15 protein-coding genes are annotated in these 14,953 nt (G+C 60.1%); 9 read left to right on the forward strand and 6 right to left on the reverse strand.

Annotated features, from left to right (window positions below):
• Window positions 1-84 precede the first annotated feature (84 nt).
• Window positions 85-1,347, reverse strand: a complete 1,263-nt coding sequence (locus R1A29_RS16385; RefSeq protein WP_438298920.1) for an MFS transporter — start codon at window positions 1,345-1,347, stop codon at window positions 85-87.
• Between the two features lie 99 nt (window positions 1,348-1,446).
• On the reverse strand, window positions 1,447-2,334 hold the full coding sequence (locus tag R1A29_RS16390; protein ID WP_438298921.1) for a LysR family transcriptional regulator: 888 nt from the start codon (window positions 2,332-2,334) through the stop codon (window positions 1,447-1,449).
• A gap of 133 nt (window positions 2,335-2,467) precedes the next feature.
• Between R1A29_RS16390 and R1A29_RS16395 the strand changes: the two genes are divergently transcribed.
• The 4 genes from R1A29_RS16395 (at window position 2,468) to R1A29_RS16410 (ending at window position 7,483) form a co-directional block, all read left to right on the forward strand.
• A complete protein-coding gene (locus R1A29_RS16395; RefSeq protein WP_438298922.1) occupies window positions 2,468-4,114 on the forward strand; it encodes a GMC family oxidoreductase in 1,647 nt (548 codons plus the stop codon).
• Between the two features lie 70 nt (window positions 4,115-4,184).
• Complete coding sequence (locus R1A29_RS16400) at window positions 4,185-5,807, forward strand: MFS transporter (RefSeq protein WP_438298923.1); 1,623 nt, start codon at window positions 4,185-4,187, stop codon at window positions 5,805-5,807.
• A gap of 172 nt (window positions 5,808-5,979) precedes the next feature.
• Window positions 5,980-6,828, forward strand: a complete 849-nt coding sequence (locus R1A29_RS16405) for a hypothetical protein (protein WP_438298924.1) — start codon at window positions 5,980-5,982, stop codon at window positions 6,826-6,828.
• Window positions 6,829-6,853: 25 nt separating this feature from the next.
• Complete coding sequence (locus R1A29_RS16410) at window positions 6,854-7,483, forward strand: hypothetical protein (RefSeq protein WP_438302106.1); 630 nt, start codon at window positions 6,854-6,856, stop codon at window positions 7,481-7,483.
• A gap of 64 nt (window positions 7,484-7,547) precedes the next feature.
• Here the strand turns inward: R1A29_RS16410 and R1A29_RS16415 are convergent, their stop codons facing one another.
• Entirely contained in the window at window positions 7,548-7,916 is a 369-nt protein-coding gene (locus R1A29_RS16415) for a DUF427 domain-containing protein (protein ID WP_085731987.1), read from the reverse strand.
• A gap of 154 nt (window positions 7,917-8,070) precedes the next feature.
• Complete coding sequence (locus tag R1A29_RS16420; RefSeq protein ID WP_438298925.1) at window positions 8,071-9,477, reverse strand: serralysin family metalloprotease; 1,407 nt, start codon at window positions 9,475-9,477, stop codon at window positions 8,071-8,073.
• Between the two features lie 279 nt (window positions 9,478-9,756).
• On the opposite strand from R1A29_RS16420, the gene R1A29_RS16425 reads away from it, so the two are divergent.
• Both R1A29_RS16425 and R1A29_RS16430 read left to right on the forward strand, forming a co-directional pair.
• A complete protein-coding gene (locus tag R1A29_RS16425) occupies window positions 9,757-11,700 on the forward strand; it encodes a DNA topoisomerase III (RefSeq protein ID WP_438298926.1) in 1,944 nt (647 codons plus the stop codon).
• Window positions 11,701-11,747: 47 nt separating this feature from the next.
• Complete coding sequence (locus tag R1A29_RS16430) at window positions 11,748-12,251, forward strand: GNAT family N-acetyltransferase (RefSeq protein WP_438298927.1); 504 nt, start codon at window positions 11,748-11,750, stop codon at window positions 12,249-12,251.
• 12 nt (window positions 12,252-12,263) lie between these two features.
• Here R1A29_RS16430 and R1A29_RS16435 read toward each other — a convergent pair whose 3' ends face one another.
• The gene (locus R1A29_RS16435; RefSeq protein ID WP_085654241.1) at window positions 12,264-12,635 is read right to left on the reverse strand and encodes a hypothetical protein; all 372 of its coding nucleotides are present in this window, start codon (window positions 12,633-12,635) and stop codon (window positions 12,264-12,266) included.
• Between the two features lie 127 nt (window positions 12,636-12,762).
• Between R1A29_RS16435 and R1A29_RS16440 the strand changes: the two genes are divergently transcribed.
• Window positions 12,763-13,092: a hypothetical protein gene (locus R1A29_RS16440; protein ID WP_011334739.1), complete on the forward strand. Its 330-nt coding sequence runs from the start codon at window positions 12,763-12,765 to the stop codon at window positions 13,090-13,092.
• A 74-nt stretch (window positions 13,093-13,166) separates the two neighbouring features.
• Here R1A29_RS16440 and cynR read toward each other — a convergent pair whose 3' ends face one another.
• A complete protein-coding gene (cynR, locus tag R1A29_RS16445) occupies window positions 13,167-14,045 on the reverse strand; it encodes a transcriptional regulator CynR (RefSeq protein WP_438298928.1) in 879 nt (292 codons plus the stop codon).
• A gap of 120 nt (window positions 14,046-14,165) precedes the next feature.
• Here cynR and cynS point away from each other — a divergent pair, with 120 nt between their 5' ends.
• Window positions 14,166-14,630: a cyanase gene (gene cynS, locus R1A29_RS16450; RefSeq protein WP_438298929.1), complete on the forward strand. Its 465-nt coding sequence runs from the start codon at window positions 14,166-14,168 to the stop codon at window positions 14,628-14,630.
• A gap of 83 nt (window positions 14,631-14,713) precedes the next feature.
• Complete coding sequence (locus R1A29_RS16455) at window positions 14,714-14,950, forward strand: DUF2790 domain-containing protein (protein ID WP_114883776.1); 237 nt, start codon at window positions 14,714-14,716, stop codon at window positions 14,948-14,950.
• Window positions 14,951-14,953 lie beyond the last annotated feature (3 nt).

Consider the following 14,953-nt stretch of genomic DNA (forward strand, 5'->3'; position numbering starts at 1 on the left):
CTGCAAGCTCCCTGTTTGCGACGGAGTTTTATGAACTCACAGATTGAAGGCCAGGTTGGTCGCCTCGTCCAGTGCAAGCATGCGTCAGGGTGCAACGATCGGCGGCACAGGTCCTGACAACCCGTCAGGTTCAACACCAGACCGCGACACCGTCTCCGGCACCGCCCCCCAAAGCAGCACCAGCGCTGCCATCGCCACCGCGGCCAATGTCAGAAACGCAGCGCTGTACCCCGCCTCCTGAACCACAACCCCCGCCAGGCTGTTGCTCAATGCCGCCCCCAGACCGAACACCGTCGAAATCGCCCCGAGGCTGACGTTGAAGTGCCCGGTCCCCTGCGTCAGGTCTTTCACCACCACCGGAAACAGCGCGCCGAAAATTCCCGCGCCGATGCCATCGAGCAGTTGCACCGAAACCAGCCACCACGGATCGTTGGACAGCACATACAACACGCCACGCAGCGGCAGGATCAGGAACCCCGCCAGCAGCAACGGCTTGCGCCCCCACAGATCGGCCTTGGCCCCAACCAGCAACGCGACCGGCACCATCACCATTTGCGCTGCAACGATGCAGGCGGACGTGAGCGGCGTGGCCATCTGCAGATTGGCTTGCGCCAGTTTCTGACTCACCAGCGGCAGCATCGCCGCGTTCGCCAGATGAAACAGCGCACAGCAAATCGCGAACATCAGCAGCGGCCGGTTGGTGAGCAAAACGGAAAGTCCCGAAGGCTGCTTGCCCTGCCCTGATTCGCTGGGCTCCAGACCTCGGGCGAGATCGTGATCAATGGCGTCGGCCGATACGAACGAGACAGCAATCACACTGGCCAGCGCCATGACCGCCATCAAATAAAACACCGCGACGGGGCCGAACATGTATGCGGACAAACCAGCCAGCAGTGCGGCGCAGGCGTTGCCGGCGTGGTTGAAGGTTTCGTTGCGCCCGGTTCTTCGCGTGAAGGCGCGAGGCCCGGTAATGCCGAGGGTGATTGCGCAAATGGCCGGGGCGAAGATCGAAGCAGCAGCGGCACTGATGGCTTGCGTCAGGGCCACCAGGCTAAATGAGGTCACGAACGGCAGCAGCAGACAACTTCCGGTGACCACCAGCGCGGCAATCGCGATCAGCGCCCGTTTGAAACGTGTACTGTCGACCAGCGCACCCGCCGGGGTTTGCGTGATGAGCGCAGCGATTCCGGCAATCGTCATGACCAGACCGATACTCGCCGGCTCCCAGTGGTGAACCGCCAGCAGGTAAATCGCCAGATAGGGACCGAGCCCGTCACGCACATCGGCGAGGAAGAAATTCAGGCTGTCGAGGGACAGGTTATTGCGGCGATCGAGGTGAGTGGCCACGGCATGCGTCTTCGTTGTGGAGGTTCTTCGAGATGACTCAACCTCTGCAAATCGAATGACCTTTTGCGGGGGATTTTAGTTGCATGGAACAGCCGCCCTTTACGGGCCCATCAACAGTTCGCGCTCGCCTTCACACAACCCCACCACATAATCCCAAACCACCCGCAAACGTACCGACTTGTGCAACTCCCGCCGCGTGCTGATCCAGTAACTGCGCTCGATGCTCTCATCCGGCAGCAGTGCCACCAGATCCGGATCCGACGCCGCCATATAACAAGGCAGCACCGCAATCCCCAGCCCCGAACGTGCCGCCTGCTGCTGGGCGATCACTCTGGTGCTGTGAAACACCACGCGTGGATTGCGGCAGAAGCTGTTGAGAAACATCAGCTCCTGACTGAACAGCAGATCATCCACATAGCCGATCCACGCATGCCGGCCAAGATCCTCGCGGGTACGCAGCGGCGGCGCATTGTCGAGGTAAGCGCGGCTGGCATAGAGCGCGAGTCGGTAATCGGTGAGTTTGCGGGTGACGAGCATGTCCGCCGCCGGCCGTTCCAGGTGAATGCTGATTTCCGCCTCGCGGTTGAGGATGCTGACGAAGCGCGGCACCGCCACCAGTTCCACTTCCAGCCCCGGATAGCGCTCGAACAGCCCGGTCATGCGGCTGGCGAGGAACATGATGCCCAGCCCTTCCGTCACACCGACGCGAATCTTGCCCAGTGGCGCCGTGGACTGGGTGATTTCCTCCTGGGCCAGCAGCGCGACGTTTTCCATGGCCTCGGCATGCTTGAGCAGCGCCTCCCCCGCCGGGGTCATTTCGTAGCCTTGGGCGTGCTGGACGAACAGCGCGGTGCCGAGGCTTTTTTCGATGGCTTCGATGTGCCGGGCGACGGTGGCGTGCGTGGTGTTCAGGCGGCGGGCAGCGGTAAGCAGTCGGTCGCTGCGCTGCAACTCGAGAAAGAACCGCAGGTCGTTCCAGTCGAACATGGCTTGTCCTTGTCGGCTATCGTCAGTAAGCGCTGTTTGAAAACGCACAGCGGCTGCGCAAAAACTAACATTCTTTTGACGAAAGCTAACAACTAGGATGACTGACAACAAAAACAATAAGCGAGGTCAGGGAATGCAGACTTCCCTCGATGAATTCGATTACATCGTGGTCGGCGCCGGGCCGGCCGGGTGTTTGCTGGCCAATCGGCTGTCGGCGGATCCGCAGCGGCGCGTACTGTTGCTGGAGGCCGGCGGGCGCGACAACTATCCGTGGATTCACATCCCCGTGGGTTACCTGTTCTGCATCGGCAACCCGCGCACCGACTGGTGCTTCAAGACCGAAGAACAACCGGGCCTCAATGGCCGCGCACTGAGTTATCCGCGTGGCAAAGTGCTGGGCGGCTGCTCGTCGATCAACGGCATGATCTACATGCGCGGCCAGGCCAACGACTACGACCGCTGGGCCGCCGAGGGCAATCCGGGCTGGGCCTGGAACGACGTGCTGCCACTGTTCAAGCAGAGCGAAAACCACTTTGCCGGCGCGGCGGATTTTCATGGCGACAAGGGCGAATGGCGGGTCGAACGCCAGCGCCTGTCGTGGCCGATTCTCGATGCCTTCCGCAGTGCTGCCGAACAAAGCGGCATCGCCAGCATCGATGACTTCAACCAGGGCGACAACGAGGGTTGCGGTTACTTCCAGGTGAATCAGAAGGCCGGGGTACGCTGGAATGCGGCGAAGGCGTTTCTGAAGCCGATTCGCGATCGGGCCAATCTCACGGTGTTGACCGACGTCGAGGTGGATCGCGTGCTGTTCGAGGACGGTCGCGCCTCGAAAGTCAGTGCCCGTTGGCAGGGTCAGGTGAAAAGCTTCAAGGCGCGCAAGGAGATCGTGTTGTGCGCCGGCTCCGTGGGCTCGCCAAGCATTCTGCAGCGCTCAGGGATCGGCCCGCGTCCGCTGCTGGAAAAGCTCGGGATCGGCGTGGTACATGAGCTGCCAGGCGTCGGCGGCAACCTGCAGGATCACCTGCAACTGCGGCTGATCTACAAACTGGAAAACGCCCGCACCCTCAACCAGATTGCTGGCAGCGTGTGGGGCAAGATGGGCATGGGCCTGCGCTATCTGTATGACCGCAGCGGGCCGTTGTCGATGGCGCCGAGTCAGCTGGGCGCGTTTGCCCGCTCGGGGCCGGAGCAGACTTCGGCCAATCTCGAATACCACGTGCAGCCACTGTCGCTGGAACGCTTTGGCGAACCGCTGCACAGCTTCCCCGCGTTTACCGCGTCGGTGTGTGATTTGCGGCCGCAGAGCCGTGGCCGGATCGAGATCCGCTCCGCCGATCCGCAAGCAGCACCGCTGATTCAGCCCAATTATCTTAGCCATCCCGAAGATCTGCGCGTGGCCGCCGACGCGATCCGCCTGACCCGCCGCATCGTTAGCGCCCCGGCCCTGCAAGCCTTCAACCCGGTGGAATACCTGCCCGGCGCCAGCCTGCAAACCGAAGAACAATTGCACGAAGCGGCGGCGAAGATTGGCACGACGATTTTCCACCCGGTCGGCACTTGCCGCATGGGCAATGACGCGGACGCGGTGGTCGATGCGCAGTTGCGGGTGCATGGCGTGCCGGGGCTGCGGATTGCCGATGCGTCGATCATGCCGCGCATTACCTCCGGCAACACGTGTTCGCCTACGCTGATGATTGCTGAAAAAGCGGCACAGCTGATGCTCAACCCCGAGACCAGGAATATCACACCGAAAACGGAAATGGCCCACACCCTGTAGACATCGCGCATCACCCGGACACGCAACACCAGTGGAAACAACAAAAACAATCACTGTGAGGGATACCGATATGTCAGAACACGCTCAGCCGCTGGACGCCGTGCGCAGCACGGACGCCGGCTCCGATACCCGAAAGGTCATCTTCGCCTCGTCCCTGGGGACGGTGTTCGAGTGGTATGACTTCTTTCTCTACGGCGCCCTGGCGGCGGTGATCAGCAAGCAGTTCTTCGCTGGGGTCAACGACACCACAGCGTTCATCTTCGCGCTGATGGCATTTGCCGCAGGCTTCATCGTGCGGCCGTTCGGGGCGCTGGTGTTCGGTCGGTTGGGGGACATGATCGGACGCAAATACACATTCCTTGCGACCATTATCCTGATGGGCGTGGCGACGTTCGCCGTTGGCCTGCTGCCGACCTACGCCAGCATCGGCATCGCCGCACCAATCATTCTGGTGGTGCTGCGCATGCTCCAGGGCCTGGCCCTTGGCGGCGAGTACGGCGGCGCCGCGACTTACGTGGCAGAGCACGCGCCGATCGGCAAACGGGGTTTCCATACGAGCTGGATTCAATCCACCGCAACCCTCGGTCTGCTGCTGTCGCTGCTGGTGGTGCTCGGTTGCCGTTACTTCACCGGTGACCAGTTCGAAGTCTGGGGCTGGCGCATTCCGTTTCTGCTGTCGATCGTGCTGCTGGGGATTTCCACCTGGATTCGCCTGAGCCTGCACGAATCGCCCGCGTACTTGAAGATGAAAGAGGAAGGCAAGGCCAGCAAGGCGCCGATCCGCGAATCCTTCGGCAAATGGGAAAACCTCAAAGTCGTGCTGATCGCCCTGTTCAGCATCAACGCCGGGCAAGCGGTGACCTTCTACGCCGCGCAATTCTATGTGCTGTTCTTCCTCACCCAGTTCCTGAAAATGGACCCGGCGGTGGCCAACAGTCTGCTGATCATCAGCGTGGTGATCGGCGCGCCGTTCTTCATCATTTTTGGCTGGCTGTCGGACAAGGTCGGGCGCAAACCGGTGTTGATGCTCGGCCTGCTGCTCGCTACCGCGCTGTACTTCCCGATCTTCAAATCCCTGGCCCACTACGCCAACCCGGCCATCGACCACGCCAGCCAACAGGCACCGATCACCGTGGTGGCAGACCCGGCCACCTGCACCTTCCAGTTCGATCCGGTGGGCAAGGCCAAATTCGACAGCCCGTGCGACAAGGTCAAGACCTTCCTGGTCAAGCAGGGTCTGCCCTACTCCAGCGTCGCAGCGCCGGCCGGCAGCGCGGTACAGGTGAGCGTCGGCGATGTGAAACTCGACGGTTTCGACGAGGCATCACTGCGTGGCGCAATCACCCTCGCCGGCTACCCGCAACAGGCTGACATGCAGCACATCAACAAGCCGATGATCGTGGCCCTGATCGTCGCCCTGATCATCATCTCCGCCATGTGCTACGGCCCGCTTGCGGCACTGATGGTCGAACTGTTCCCGACCCGCATCCGCTACACCTCGATGTCCCTGCCGTACCACATCGGCAACGGCTGGTTCGGCGGTTTTCTGCCGACCGTGTCGTTTGCGCTGGTGGTGTACACCGGGGATATCTTCTACGGGCTGTGGTACCCGGTGCTGATTACCGGGGTGAGCCTGGTGGTGGGGATGATCTGTCTGCGTGAGACGAAGAATATCGATCTCGACAAGAACTGATTGCATCCGCCTGTCCGCTTCAGGTCCGTCCTGAAGCGGACTGTTCCTTTGAGATTAATTGTCGACAGCGTGATGGCACTTCCATATCATCCCGGCGCGATCGTGCATGCCCCTACTGTCATGCCCAAAACGCAGCCGTAGCATCGACTCCAATCATCCTAAGGAACAGGATATGGCGAACAAGCCTCCCGCCTCACAAACACCCTCAAGTAAACCCGCTCCAGGCAAACCTGGACCTGACGATCACGCTAAAAGGGACAAGGTCCTGGCTTGGGCTGGTCAGGTAATCCTGCCATTAGTACTGGGTTCCTTCCTCTTCACCGGCATTCTTGAAGGCTACAAAAGTTCGCTGGGTGACAAGAAAGACATCATCGACAGCTACTATCGCCCCATGCGTGCACTACAAGCGTCCTGCTCCAGCCAACATCACCAGTTGGTCGGTAAATACAGCCAACTGGCAGCCAATTACCAGCTGCAATTCAATGAGCTGAAACATATGCAGGGCCATCCCGAACTGAACGCCCAGGCAGACTACAACGAAATTCCAAAGGCGATCTGGACCCGCACTCAGGAACTCGCCAAAACCACTCCGGAACTCGCTCTCGCTGTCTCCAAATGCAACACGGAGCTCTACATCAAGTACGAAGAGCTGGCACTGGTAACCGGCACCTATAAGAAGTTCAGGGTACTGGCCAAGGCACGCGATGAAAAACACGCGGATATCAACCTCAGACTGCAGGAAAGCAAGGCTTCGTTGACCGATCCCATCCAAGCAGAAGACATGATGGGGTTGTTGCGCAAACTGGTATCCACGCGTTTCGACAAGCCACAGGAGCAGGAAAAACTCCTCGGTGAAATACAGGCTTATTCCGACCCAACCATTAAGGCCTATCAGTTGATAGGTGTAGCCGAGGGCGAGACATTCGATACCGAACGAGACTTTTTCAGGGCCACCCATGATCTGTTTGCCGAAGAGATCAGCGCCCGACAATCAAAAGGTTTTTTCAGCTACTTTCTCTAATCCGGTCTGCTGAACGAGTATCGCCATGTTCAATGACAAACGCGTTCGCATTACCTGTCCTGGATTGCAGGCAATCGAGCCGGTGCTTCACAGCTGGATATCCTGCACCGAGCGCTACATCGGTGTATGGGACGGCAATGATCTTCCCTACTGGTACAACGAACAGGCCAACGTCAGCATCCTCGCTGGTGCTGCGTGGAAAGCCGACTGGACGGCCATTGGGGAATATCAGATCAACAAGATCGCCACCGAGGCGAACGAAAGGATCACATCGATAGGTCGTAACGACTTGTACATTGCTGATGACACCAACGGCTTTTGCATTGAAGCCAAGGTCGCTTACGTACCGATCGATAATTTGACACACGCCCGCAACTGGATCCTGGGTAAATGCAAATCGGCGACTGTCGATGCCGGCAGGCTCGACTACAACGAGCCTAAATTGGGGGCCGTATTTATCGCACCCTATTCGCTCGGCGATCAGGCAAACGATGAGCAGATCCAGGCCTTCCAGACAATGCTTCAGGCTCTGCCCAGCGACGCGCTCGCCTGGGTCTGTCCTGCCAAAGCTCAAAAAACCCCAAGTCACGACAACAAACGCTACCCAATGGTTGCGCTGTTACTGTTGAATGCCGAAACAGGCAAACAACCCTGACTGCGCGCCATTTGAAACCCCGGAAATGATGGTTTGCCGGCCGAATAAATACGGCCGGCAAAACTCAAACCTCCGCCTCAAGCAATTCAAACTTCACCTGATCGGGATAGAACGCAACGTAATCCTTGATCTGGCTGACCGAAATCTTCGGATGTTCGTACGTCCATACCGCGTTCGCGCCCTCATGACCGGGCACTTGCAGACTGAAATAATTGGCGTCGCCCTTGTACGGGCAATAACTCGTGTGGTCGGTGCGGGCGAAGTACTTTTCGTCGATGTCTTCGCGGGGGATGTAGTAGACCGGCGGGTAATTGGCTTCGAGCAGCACCAGTGCTCGGGCCGAGGCGGCGACCTGGATGCCATGGAACTTCACCAACACACAACCTGGCTGCTCGGCGATGGTGATGACGGGGCTGGGACCGGAGGTTTTCATCGGTTTCTCCTGACTGCGGCGAAGAGAGCGCTTCAGGTATAACCCATGCGGCCGGATCACGTCGGGTTCGCAGCCGAACGGTTTTTCCGCTCATAAAAAAAACCGCAGCCGGTAAAGGCTGCGGTTTTCCCGTTTCAGCTTTTCCGTTTTCAGATCAGGCGACGATATCGGTCGCCACGGCCTGCCCAACCATTCCTACTGCGAAATCAACCGAACCCTGGCCGGTCAGGTCGATCATCAGGCTGGTCTGGTTGGTCTCTGCGAAGAACGTGAGGATCGCGTCACCCGCGTGCCCAGTGAAGCCGCTGACAAAGTTCAGCGTGGCCGCGCCGGTGGCAAACCCGGCGATGCCCGACAGGTCAATCTTGTCCAGGCCGCTGGTGAAATCCATGATCCAGTCCGGCGCGGTCATGGTCGAGTCGCTGGCTGCGCCGAACACGAAGGTGTCCGCGCCTTCACCGCCCCACAGCGTGTCACCGCCGCCACCGCCGTAGATGATGTCGTTGCCGGCACCGCCGATCAGTTCGTTGGCCGCGCTGTTGCCGATCAACAGGTCATTGCCCGAACCGCCAATCGCGTTTTCCACGGTCACGCCATAAGCGATGGACACGTTGCCCACCAGACCGCCGACGTCAGAGAACGAACCTTCGTTGAGGTTGATCTTCTGGTTCTGGCTGAAGCCGGAGAAATCCAGGGTGTCGTTGCCGCCGCCGTCCCATACCGAGAACACCACTTTGGAGGTGTTCGAAGTAGCGCTGTAGTAGTCGCGGTCGGCGTTGGAGTTGAAGCCGTACACGGTGTCATCGGCGCGGGTTTCGAGGTTGGCCCCGTAGAGTTTCTGCACGGCGACGATATCGTCCAGCAATGGAGCCGAAGCGTAGGCGCCGCTGCCGTCCTTGCTGAAGTTCTGGTCGGTGTTGGCTTCGCTCCAGTAGCTCATCAGGCTGTAGCCACGGGTGTCTTCGGCGTACTTGGCGTCGTTGTAGGTCGGGTTGCCGTTGCCGGCGTTGTAGGCGCCCGGGTGCGACAGGCCGAGGGTATGGCCGATTTCGTGGGTCAGGGTCTGACGCCCGTAGTTGTTGGTGTCCGGGGTCTTGTTGACCTGGTATTGGTCGTTGATCAGGTACCACGACTGGCCGTCATAGCTGCTGCCCTGTGGCAGGTAGGCGAACGCCGCGCCGCCGGTGCTGACGTCGTAGTTGCCGAAGGTCATGTGACCGTCGCCGCCCTTGCCTTCAGTGAAGGTGACTTTGGCCACGTCCGACCACGATTGCATCGACAGCACGGCCTGGGCTTTCTGCTGGGCGCTGAACTCGCTGAAATTGCCGAGTTTCGGGTTGTAGTTCGACGGTTTGTCGGTCAGGAAGGTGTAAGTCAGATCAATCTTGCCGTCGGCGTTCTTGTCCTGCCACGACACGCCCTTGCGCAGGATTTCGTCGGCGGCCTGGTCGGCGGTGAACGACGGTTTGCCGTTGACGGTCCCGGTGCCACGGTCATACAGGTGGCTGAAGGTGTCGACCGCGGTGAAGGCGCTGCTGGCCTGGGAGGAAGGTTGAGACATGGTGTACGTCCTTGTTGCTGAAGAGTCAGTGTCAGACAGTAAAACGGCGATCTTCTGGCGAGATCGTCCTGTCACTCGCCCTGTTGAGGCGATTCGAACCTGACACAGCGCCGGGCGCGAGCGCTATTCAATTTCTCGATAGCGTCCCCGATTGCCCCGACGCGGGCTGTCATGACCGGCAATCCTTTTATCTGTATATCCATACAGATAAAAGTTGCCCCAACGCCCGACTCAGGCCATTCTGTGCACCTCTTCGGGCAATGATCGACGACGGTGGTTATGCGGCTGTACCTCTGTGAAAAACCTTCCCAGGCCAAGGATATTGCGGCCGTGCTGGGCGCCAGGCGTCGAGGCGACGGCTGCTGGCTGGGAACGGACGTCACGGTAACCTGGTGCATCGGCCACCTGCTGGAAACCGCTCCGCCGGACGCCTACGACGCACGCTACAAACGCTGGGTGCTGGCGGACCTGCCGATCATCCCCGACAAATGGAAAATGACCGTCAAGCCGCGCACCGCCAGCCAGTACAAAGCGGTCAAGCGCCTGCTCGGCGAGGCCAGCGAGCTGATCATCGCCACCGACGCCGACCGCGAAGGCGAAATGATCGCCCGGGAACTGGTGGAGCATTGCCGCTATCGCGGGCCGATCCGCCGCTTGTGGCTGTCGGCGCTGGACGAAGCATCGATCCGCAAGGCGTTGGCGGCGCTGAAACCGGGCGCTGAAACCTTCAGCCTGTATCACTCAGCGTTGGGGCGCTCGCGAGCGGACTGGCTGATCGGGATGAACATGAGTCGCCTGTTCACCCTGCTCGGTCGGCAGTCGGGCTATCAGGGCGTGCTGCCGGTGGGCCGGGTGCAGACGCCGACCCTGCGGCTGGTGGTGGATCGCGACCGCAGCATTGCCGATTTCATACCCGTCGCGTACTGGGCCATCGATGTGCAACTGCTGCATGACGGCACCGCATTTACTGCGCAATGGCGTGCGCCGAGCGATGCCTGTGACGATCAGGATCGCTGCCTCAATCAGGCGCTCGCCCAGCAAGCGGCCGCGGCAATCAGCAGCGCCGCCAGCGCCCGGGTGGTCAAGCTGCGCACCGAGCGCATACGCGAAGTGGCGCCCCTGCCCTTCGATCTCGGCACCTTGCAGGAAGTCTGCTCGAAGAAGCTCGGCCTCGGCGCCCAGGAAACCCTCGACATCGCTCAGGCCCTCTACGAAACCTACAAAGTCATCACCTACCCGCGCAGCGATTGCGGCTACCTGCCCCTGAGCCAGCACAGCGAGGCGCCGGGGATTCTCGCGGCGTTGCGTCAGGCCGATCCGGGCCTCGAAGCGTTGCGCGATCATCTGGAGCCGCAGCGCCGCTCCCGCGCCTGGAACGACGCCAAGGTCAGCGCCCACCACGGCATCATCCCCACCGCCGCCGCCAAGAATCTCGAACGCCTGACCGGCAAACACCGTGCGGTCTACACGCTGATTCGTGCGCGGTATCTGGCGCAGTTCCTGCCCAACCATGAATACGATCGCACCCAGGCCGATTTCGATTGCGCCGGTGAAGCCCTGCGTGCCGTCGGCAAGCAGATCATCGAACCGGGCTGGAAACGTGCGCTGCCGGAGGCACTGGCCCCGGCCAAGGGCCGTGAGGCCCCCGCGCCACAAACCCTGTCGACGCTGACCCAGGGTGCCGAGTGCGCTATCGCTGACCTAAAGCTCAAGGACCTGTGGACGCAGCCGCCCAAGCCCTACACCGAAGGCGATCTGATCAAGGCGATGAAAAACGTCGCCAAACTGGTGGAAGACCCGCTGCTCAAGCAGAAACTCAAGGACACCACCGGCATCGGCACCGAAGCCACCCGTGCCTCGATCATCCAGGGCTTGCTGGATCGCGGTTATCTGGTGAAGAACGGCAAGGCATTGTCCGCCACACCCGCCGCGTTCAGCCTGATCGACGCGGTACCCAGGGCGATTGCCGACCCCGGCACCACGGCGATCTGGGAACAGGCGCTGGACATGGTGCAGAGCGGCGAAATGAGTCTGGAAGAGTTCGTCACCAAGCAGGCTGCGTGGATGAGCAAGCAAGTGACCCGTTGTGCCGGGCTGAGCCTGACCATCAGCGGCCCGCCACCCGCCGGCAAAGCCGCAGCGCCGTGGAAAAACAAGCGCAAGACCACCCGGCGCAAAACCACAGGTACCAGCAAACGCGCGGCGAAACCGGCTGCCAAATAGCCCGCAGCGGACTACTGTTTCTGCAGTGAATGTCAGGAGCCTGCGGCATGTCTGTCATCGAAATGCGCGTCGCCCGGCGCGACGAACTGGACACCATCGAAAACCTGATGCAGTTCTACACCTACGACTTCAGCGAATGGCTGCCGCTGAAGCTGGGCGGGCATGGTTTCTTCCCGATCCAGTTGAAGGACGATTACTGGCGCCAGCCTGCGACCCGACCGTTCCTGATCCACGTCGACGGCGAGCTGGCGGGGTTCGTGACCGTGGATGACCACATCCTCATCGAAGGCGCCGACTACAACATCGGTTATTTCTTTGTCAGTCGACGCTGGCGTGGCCAAGGCGTCGCGCAGTTTGTCGCCTCTGCCCTATTGAGCCACTTGCCCGGTCAATGGCAGATTTTCCATGTCGACGCCAACCTGCCTGCGCAGCGGTTCTGGGCCAGGGTCATCCCTGAGGTGAGCGGCGGCGACTTCACTCGACAGCAGAGAACCGTAGACGGTTACCCCTGCACCCTCTACTGCCTGCGCAGCCCTTCTCACGCTGCCTGAACGGCCCTTTTCTCATTCCAGAATGACTTTGTCCGACAATATGTAGTGAGCAAAAATAATCACTACAAAACCGTTGACGGCGTCGTTTGGCTTTTGCATGATGCAGACGTCTCCCCGATCGGGAGCACTGGCAACACGCTTGAGCAAGCTCGTCTGACCGCCGAGCTGTTTTTTCCGGATACACGCTGCCCACAAGGCAGATTGAAGAAGCTGACCTGGCCTGAACGTCCAGTACAAGGACGAGAAGCGCTGGCGAAAATTCTCAAGACGCTTGTGGTCGACCCTGAAAACGTCGTCAAGGAGCCTCCCGGTTTTCGCTGCTTCTCCTCGTTGTGACGCTATTGCGTAGCAGTTATTCAACACGACTACATGCAACAGACGCATGACCCCGTACTTCACACGGGCGACCGCTGACGTCCTGGTTTCGGTGCCAGGGATCAACTAACCGATGGGCTACCTGTATTAGCGAATCAACTTTGAAAGATCACCAGACTGGTCAAGGGGCAATATCATGAATCTGAACAATCAACCTACTATCGAAGAACTGGCTCGTATGTTCGCTGCGCAAAAAGACAGCCACGACAGCCATATTCTGTGGATCAGCAAGTCGGGTCAGGTCCATATCGACTGCCTGTCGCCCCATGCTGGTGAAGAAGAGTTCGACCGGAACAACCAGAACCTGCTGGCCCGCCTGAAGATGTACCGCCGCGGCCACGGCTATGTCGGCAAGAAAGCCGCGGCCGACAAGGACTTCATCGGTAATGTTCTGCAAACGCTGAAACAGGCGTGGGACTCGATGCAGAACAACAACGAAGTCCGGGTGATTGATCGGTTCTGCTAAGTTGAAACTTCAATAAACAAAAGGGCCTGCTTCCGATAAGGAGCAGGCCCTTTTTTATAGATAACAAACAGTGCTCATGAACGGCTTTCCAACACCATCTCCATGAACGCCACCGCCGCCGCACTGTGATAATTGTTCTTGCGCCGCAACAACGCCGCCCCTCGCTGCGGCGCCTCACTCTCCACACGCAACCGGCGCAATGCCCGATCCTCGATCGCAATCGCCTCCGGCAACATGGTCGCCAACGGCGCATGCCGGATCACTTCGAGCAAGGTACTCACCGAATTCACCTCGATCTGCACCTTGGGCGTGATGCCGTGTTGGCGAAAGTATTCATCGACGGACACCCGGGTGATGTAACCCGGCGCCAACAGTGCGAAATCAAGCTGCGCGATGTCATTGGGGCGCAGAACCAATGAGCTGTCATACAACGGATGCTCCCGCCCGACCATCACGCCCAGCGTCTCGACAAACGCCGGAATACATTCAACGTCCGGATTGCGCACCGGTGTGAAGGCAATCGCGATATCCAGCGAGTCATCCGCCAGCCCGGCCTCGATGTCATCCATCGACAACTCGAAAATCTCCAGGTGAATCCCCGGATACCGCGCCACGTAGTCACGCACCAACGGCCCCACCAGATACGCCATGAATGTCGGCGTCATGGCCAGGCGCAGCGAGCCTCGGGACAAGTCCTTCACGTCATGCAATGCGCGCTTGCCCGCCTCCAGTTCCACCAGCACCCGCCGCGCGCATTCGATGTAAGCCTGCCCGGCGTCAGTGGGTTTGACCGAACGCGAGGTGCGATCAAACAGATCCACCCCGAGGCTTTCCTCCAGTTGGCGGATCTGTTGCGACAGGGTCGGCTGCGACACATGCAGCGCCTCGGCCGCCCGGGTGAAACCGCCGTGATCGGCCACGGCCAGCAGGTATCGCAAATGTCGCAGCAGCATGGGGCTCTCCATCTATAGGCAGTGCTTATGCTTTGCATTGTATATCGGTCTTGGACGCTATGGATCAATCGGCAGAAGATGAATCCCACACAGCAAGCCAACCCCGAAAGGAGAAGCACCATGCAATCCCAAGCCTACAACGACAGCCGCATCGCCCTGACCACTCGTGCCCTGGATGCCAAGGCACAGAAAAACCTGTCGTGGCAGGACCTGGCCGACGGCACCGGCCTGAGCCTGGCCTACGTCACCGCCGCCCTCCTCGGCCAGCACCCGCTGCCGAAAGCCGCTGCCGAAGTGGTCGGTGACAAGCTGCAACTGAGCGCCGAAGACGTCGCCGCCCTGCAAATCATTCCGCTGCGCGGCAGCCTCGACGGCGTGCCGACCGACCCGACCATCTACCGCTTCCACGAGATGATCCAGATTTACGGCACCACCCTGAAGGCACTGGTTCACGAGCAGTTCGGCGACGGCATCATCAGCGCCATCAACTTCAAGCTCGACATCAAGAAAATCGAAGACCCTGAAGGCGGTTCCCGCGCCGTGGTCACCCTCGACGGCAAGTTCCTCCCGCTGCGTCCGTTCTGATCCCTCCGGGCCCGTACCCCGCGTGCGGGCCCATCCAAACCTGAATTGCCAAGTCGTCACCACATCTGTCTGGAGGCTACCCCATGCAAAAAATCCTGCTGTCCCTGGCCCTGCTCGCCGGCCTCGCCGCCCAGGCCCAGGCTGATGAAGAGGCCGTCGCCTATCGCTACGGCATGCAACTGGACATCGCCCAAGTCGTGAGCATCACCCCGGTGGCCGACATCTGCGGCGTAGTGCCGGTCGAGATGACCTACCTCGACAGTCACGGCGCAAAACACATTCTTCAATACAGCGAATTCGGTACTGGCTGTTCGAACTGAGAG

The organism is Pseudomonas sp. NMS19W, assembly GCF_051554255.1.
Taxonomy (GTDB): domain Bacteria; phylum Pseudomonadota; class Gammaproteobacteria; order Pseudomonadales; family Pseudomonadaceae; genus Aquipseudomonas; species Aquipseudomonas kribbensis.

Excerpts from the sequence above, each read along its gene's own strand:
- R1A29_RS16390 (WP_438298921.1), bottom strand. The coding sequence starts at position 2,334 with ATGTTCGACTGGAACGACCTGCGGTTCTTTCTCGAGTTGCAGCGCAGC.
- R1A29_RS16395 (WP_438298922.1), top strand. The coding sequence starts at position 2,468 with ATGCAGACTTCCCTCGATGAATTCGATTACATCGTGGTCGGCGCCGGG.
- R1A29_RS16400 (WP_438298923.1), top strand. The coding sequence starts at position 4,185 with ATGTCAGAACACGCTCAGCCGCTGGACGCCGTGCGCAGCACGGACGCC.
- R1A29_RS16405 (WP_438298924.1), top strand. The coding sequence starts at position 5,980 with ATGGCGAACAAGCCTCCCGCCTCACAAACACCCTCAAGTAAACCCGCT.
- R1A29_RS16410 (WP_438302106.1), top strand. The coding sequence starts at position 6,854 with ATGTTCAATGACAAACGCGTTCGCATTACCTGTCCTGGATTGCAGGCA.
- R1A29_RS16415 (WP_085731987.1), bottom strand. The coding sequence starts at position 7,916 with ATGAAAACCTCCGGTCCCAGCCCCGTCATCACCATCGCCGAGCAGCCA.
- R1A29_RS16420 (WP_438298925.1), bottom strand. The coding sequence starts at position 9,477 with ATGTCTCAACCTTCCTCCCAGGCCAGCAGCGCCTTCACCGCGGTCGAC.
- R1A29_RS16425 (WP_438298926.1), top strand. The coding sequence starts at position 9,757 with ATGCGGCTGTACCTCTGTGAAAAACCTTCCCAGGCCAAGGATATTGCG.
- R1A29_RS16430 (WP_438298927.1), top strand. The coding sequence starts at position 11,748 with ATGTCTGTCATCGAAATGCGCGTCGCCCGGCGCGACGAACTGGACACC.
- R1A29_RS16435 (WP_085654241.1), bottom strand. The coding sequence starts at position 12,635 with ATGCGTCTGTTGCATGTAGTCGTGTTGAATAACTGCTACGCAATAGCG.
- R1A29_RS16440 (WP_011334739.1), top strand. The coding sequence starts at position 12,763 with ATGAATCTGAACAATCAACCTACTATCGAAGAACTGGCTCGTATGTTC.
- cynR (WP_438298928.1), bottom strand. The coding sequence starts at position 14,045 with ATGCTGCTGCGACATTTGCGATACCTGCTGGCCGTGGCCGATCACGGC.
- cynS (WP_438298929.1), top strand. The coding sequence starts at position 14,166 with ATGCAATCCCAAGCCTACAACGACAGCCGCATCGCCCTGACCACTCGT.
- R1A29_RS16455 (WP_114883776.1), top strand. The coding sequence starts at position 14,714 with ATGCAAAAAATCCTGCTGTCCCTGGCCCTGCTCGCCGGCCTCGCCGCC.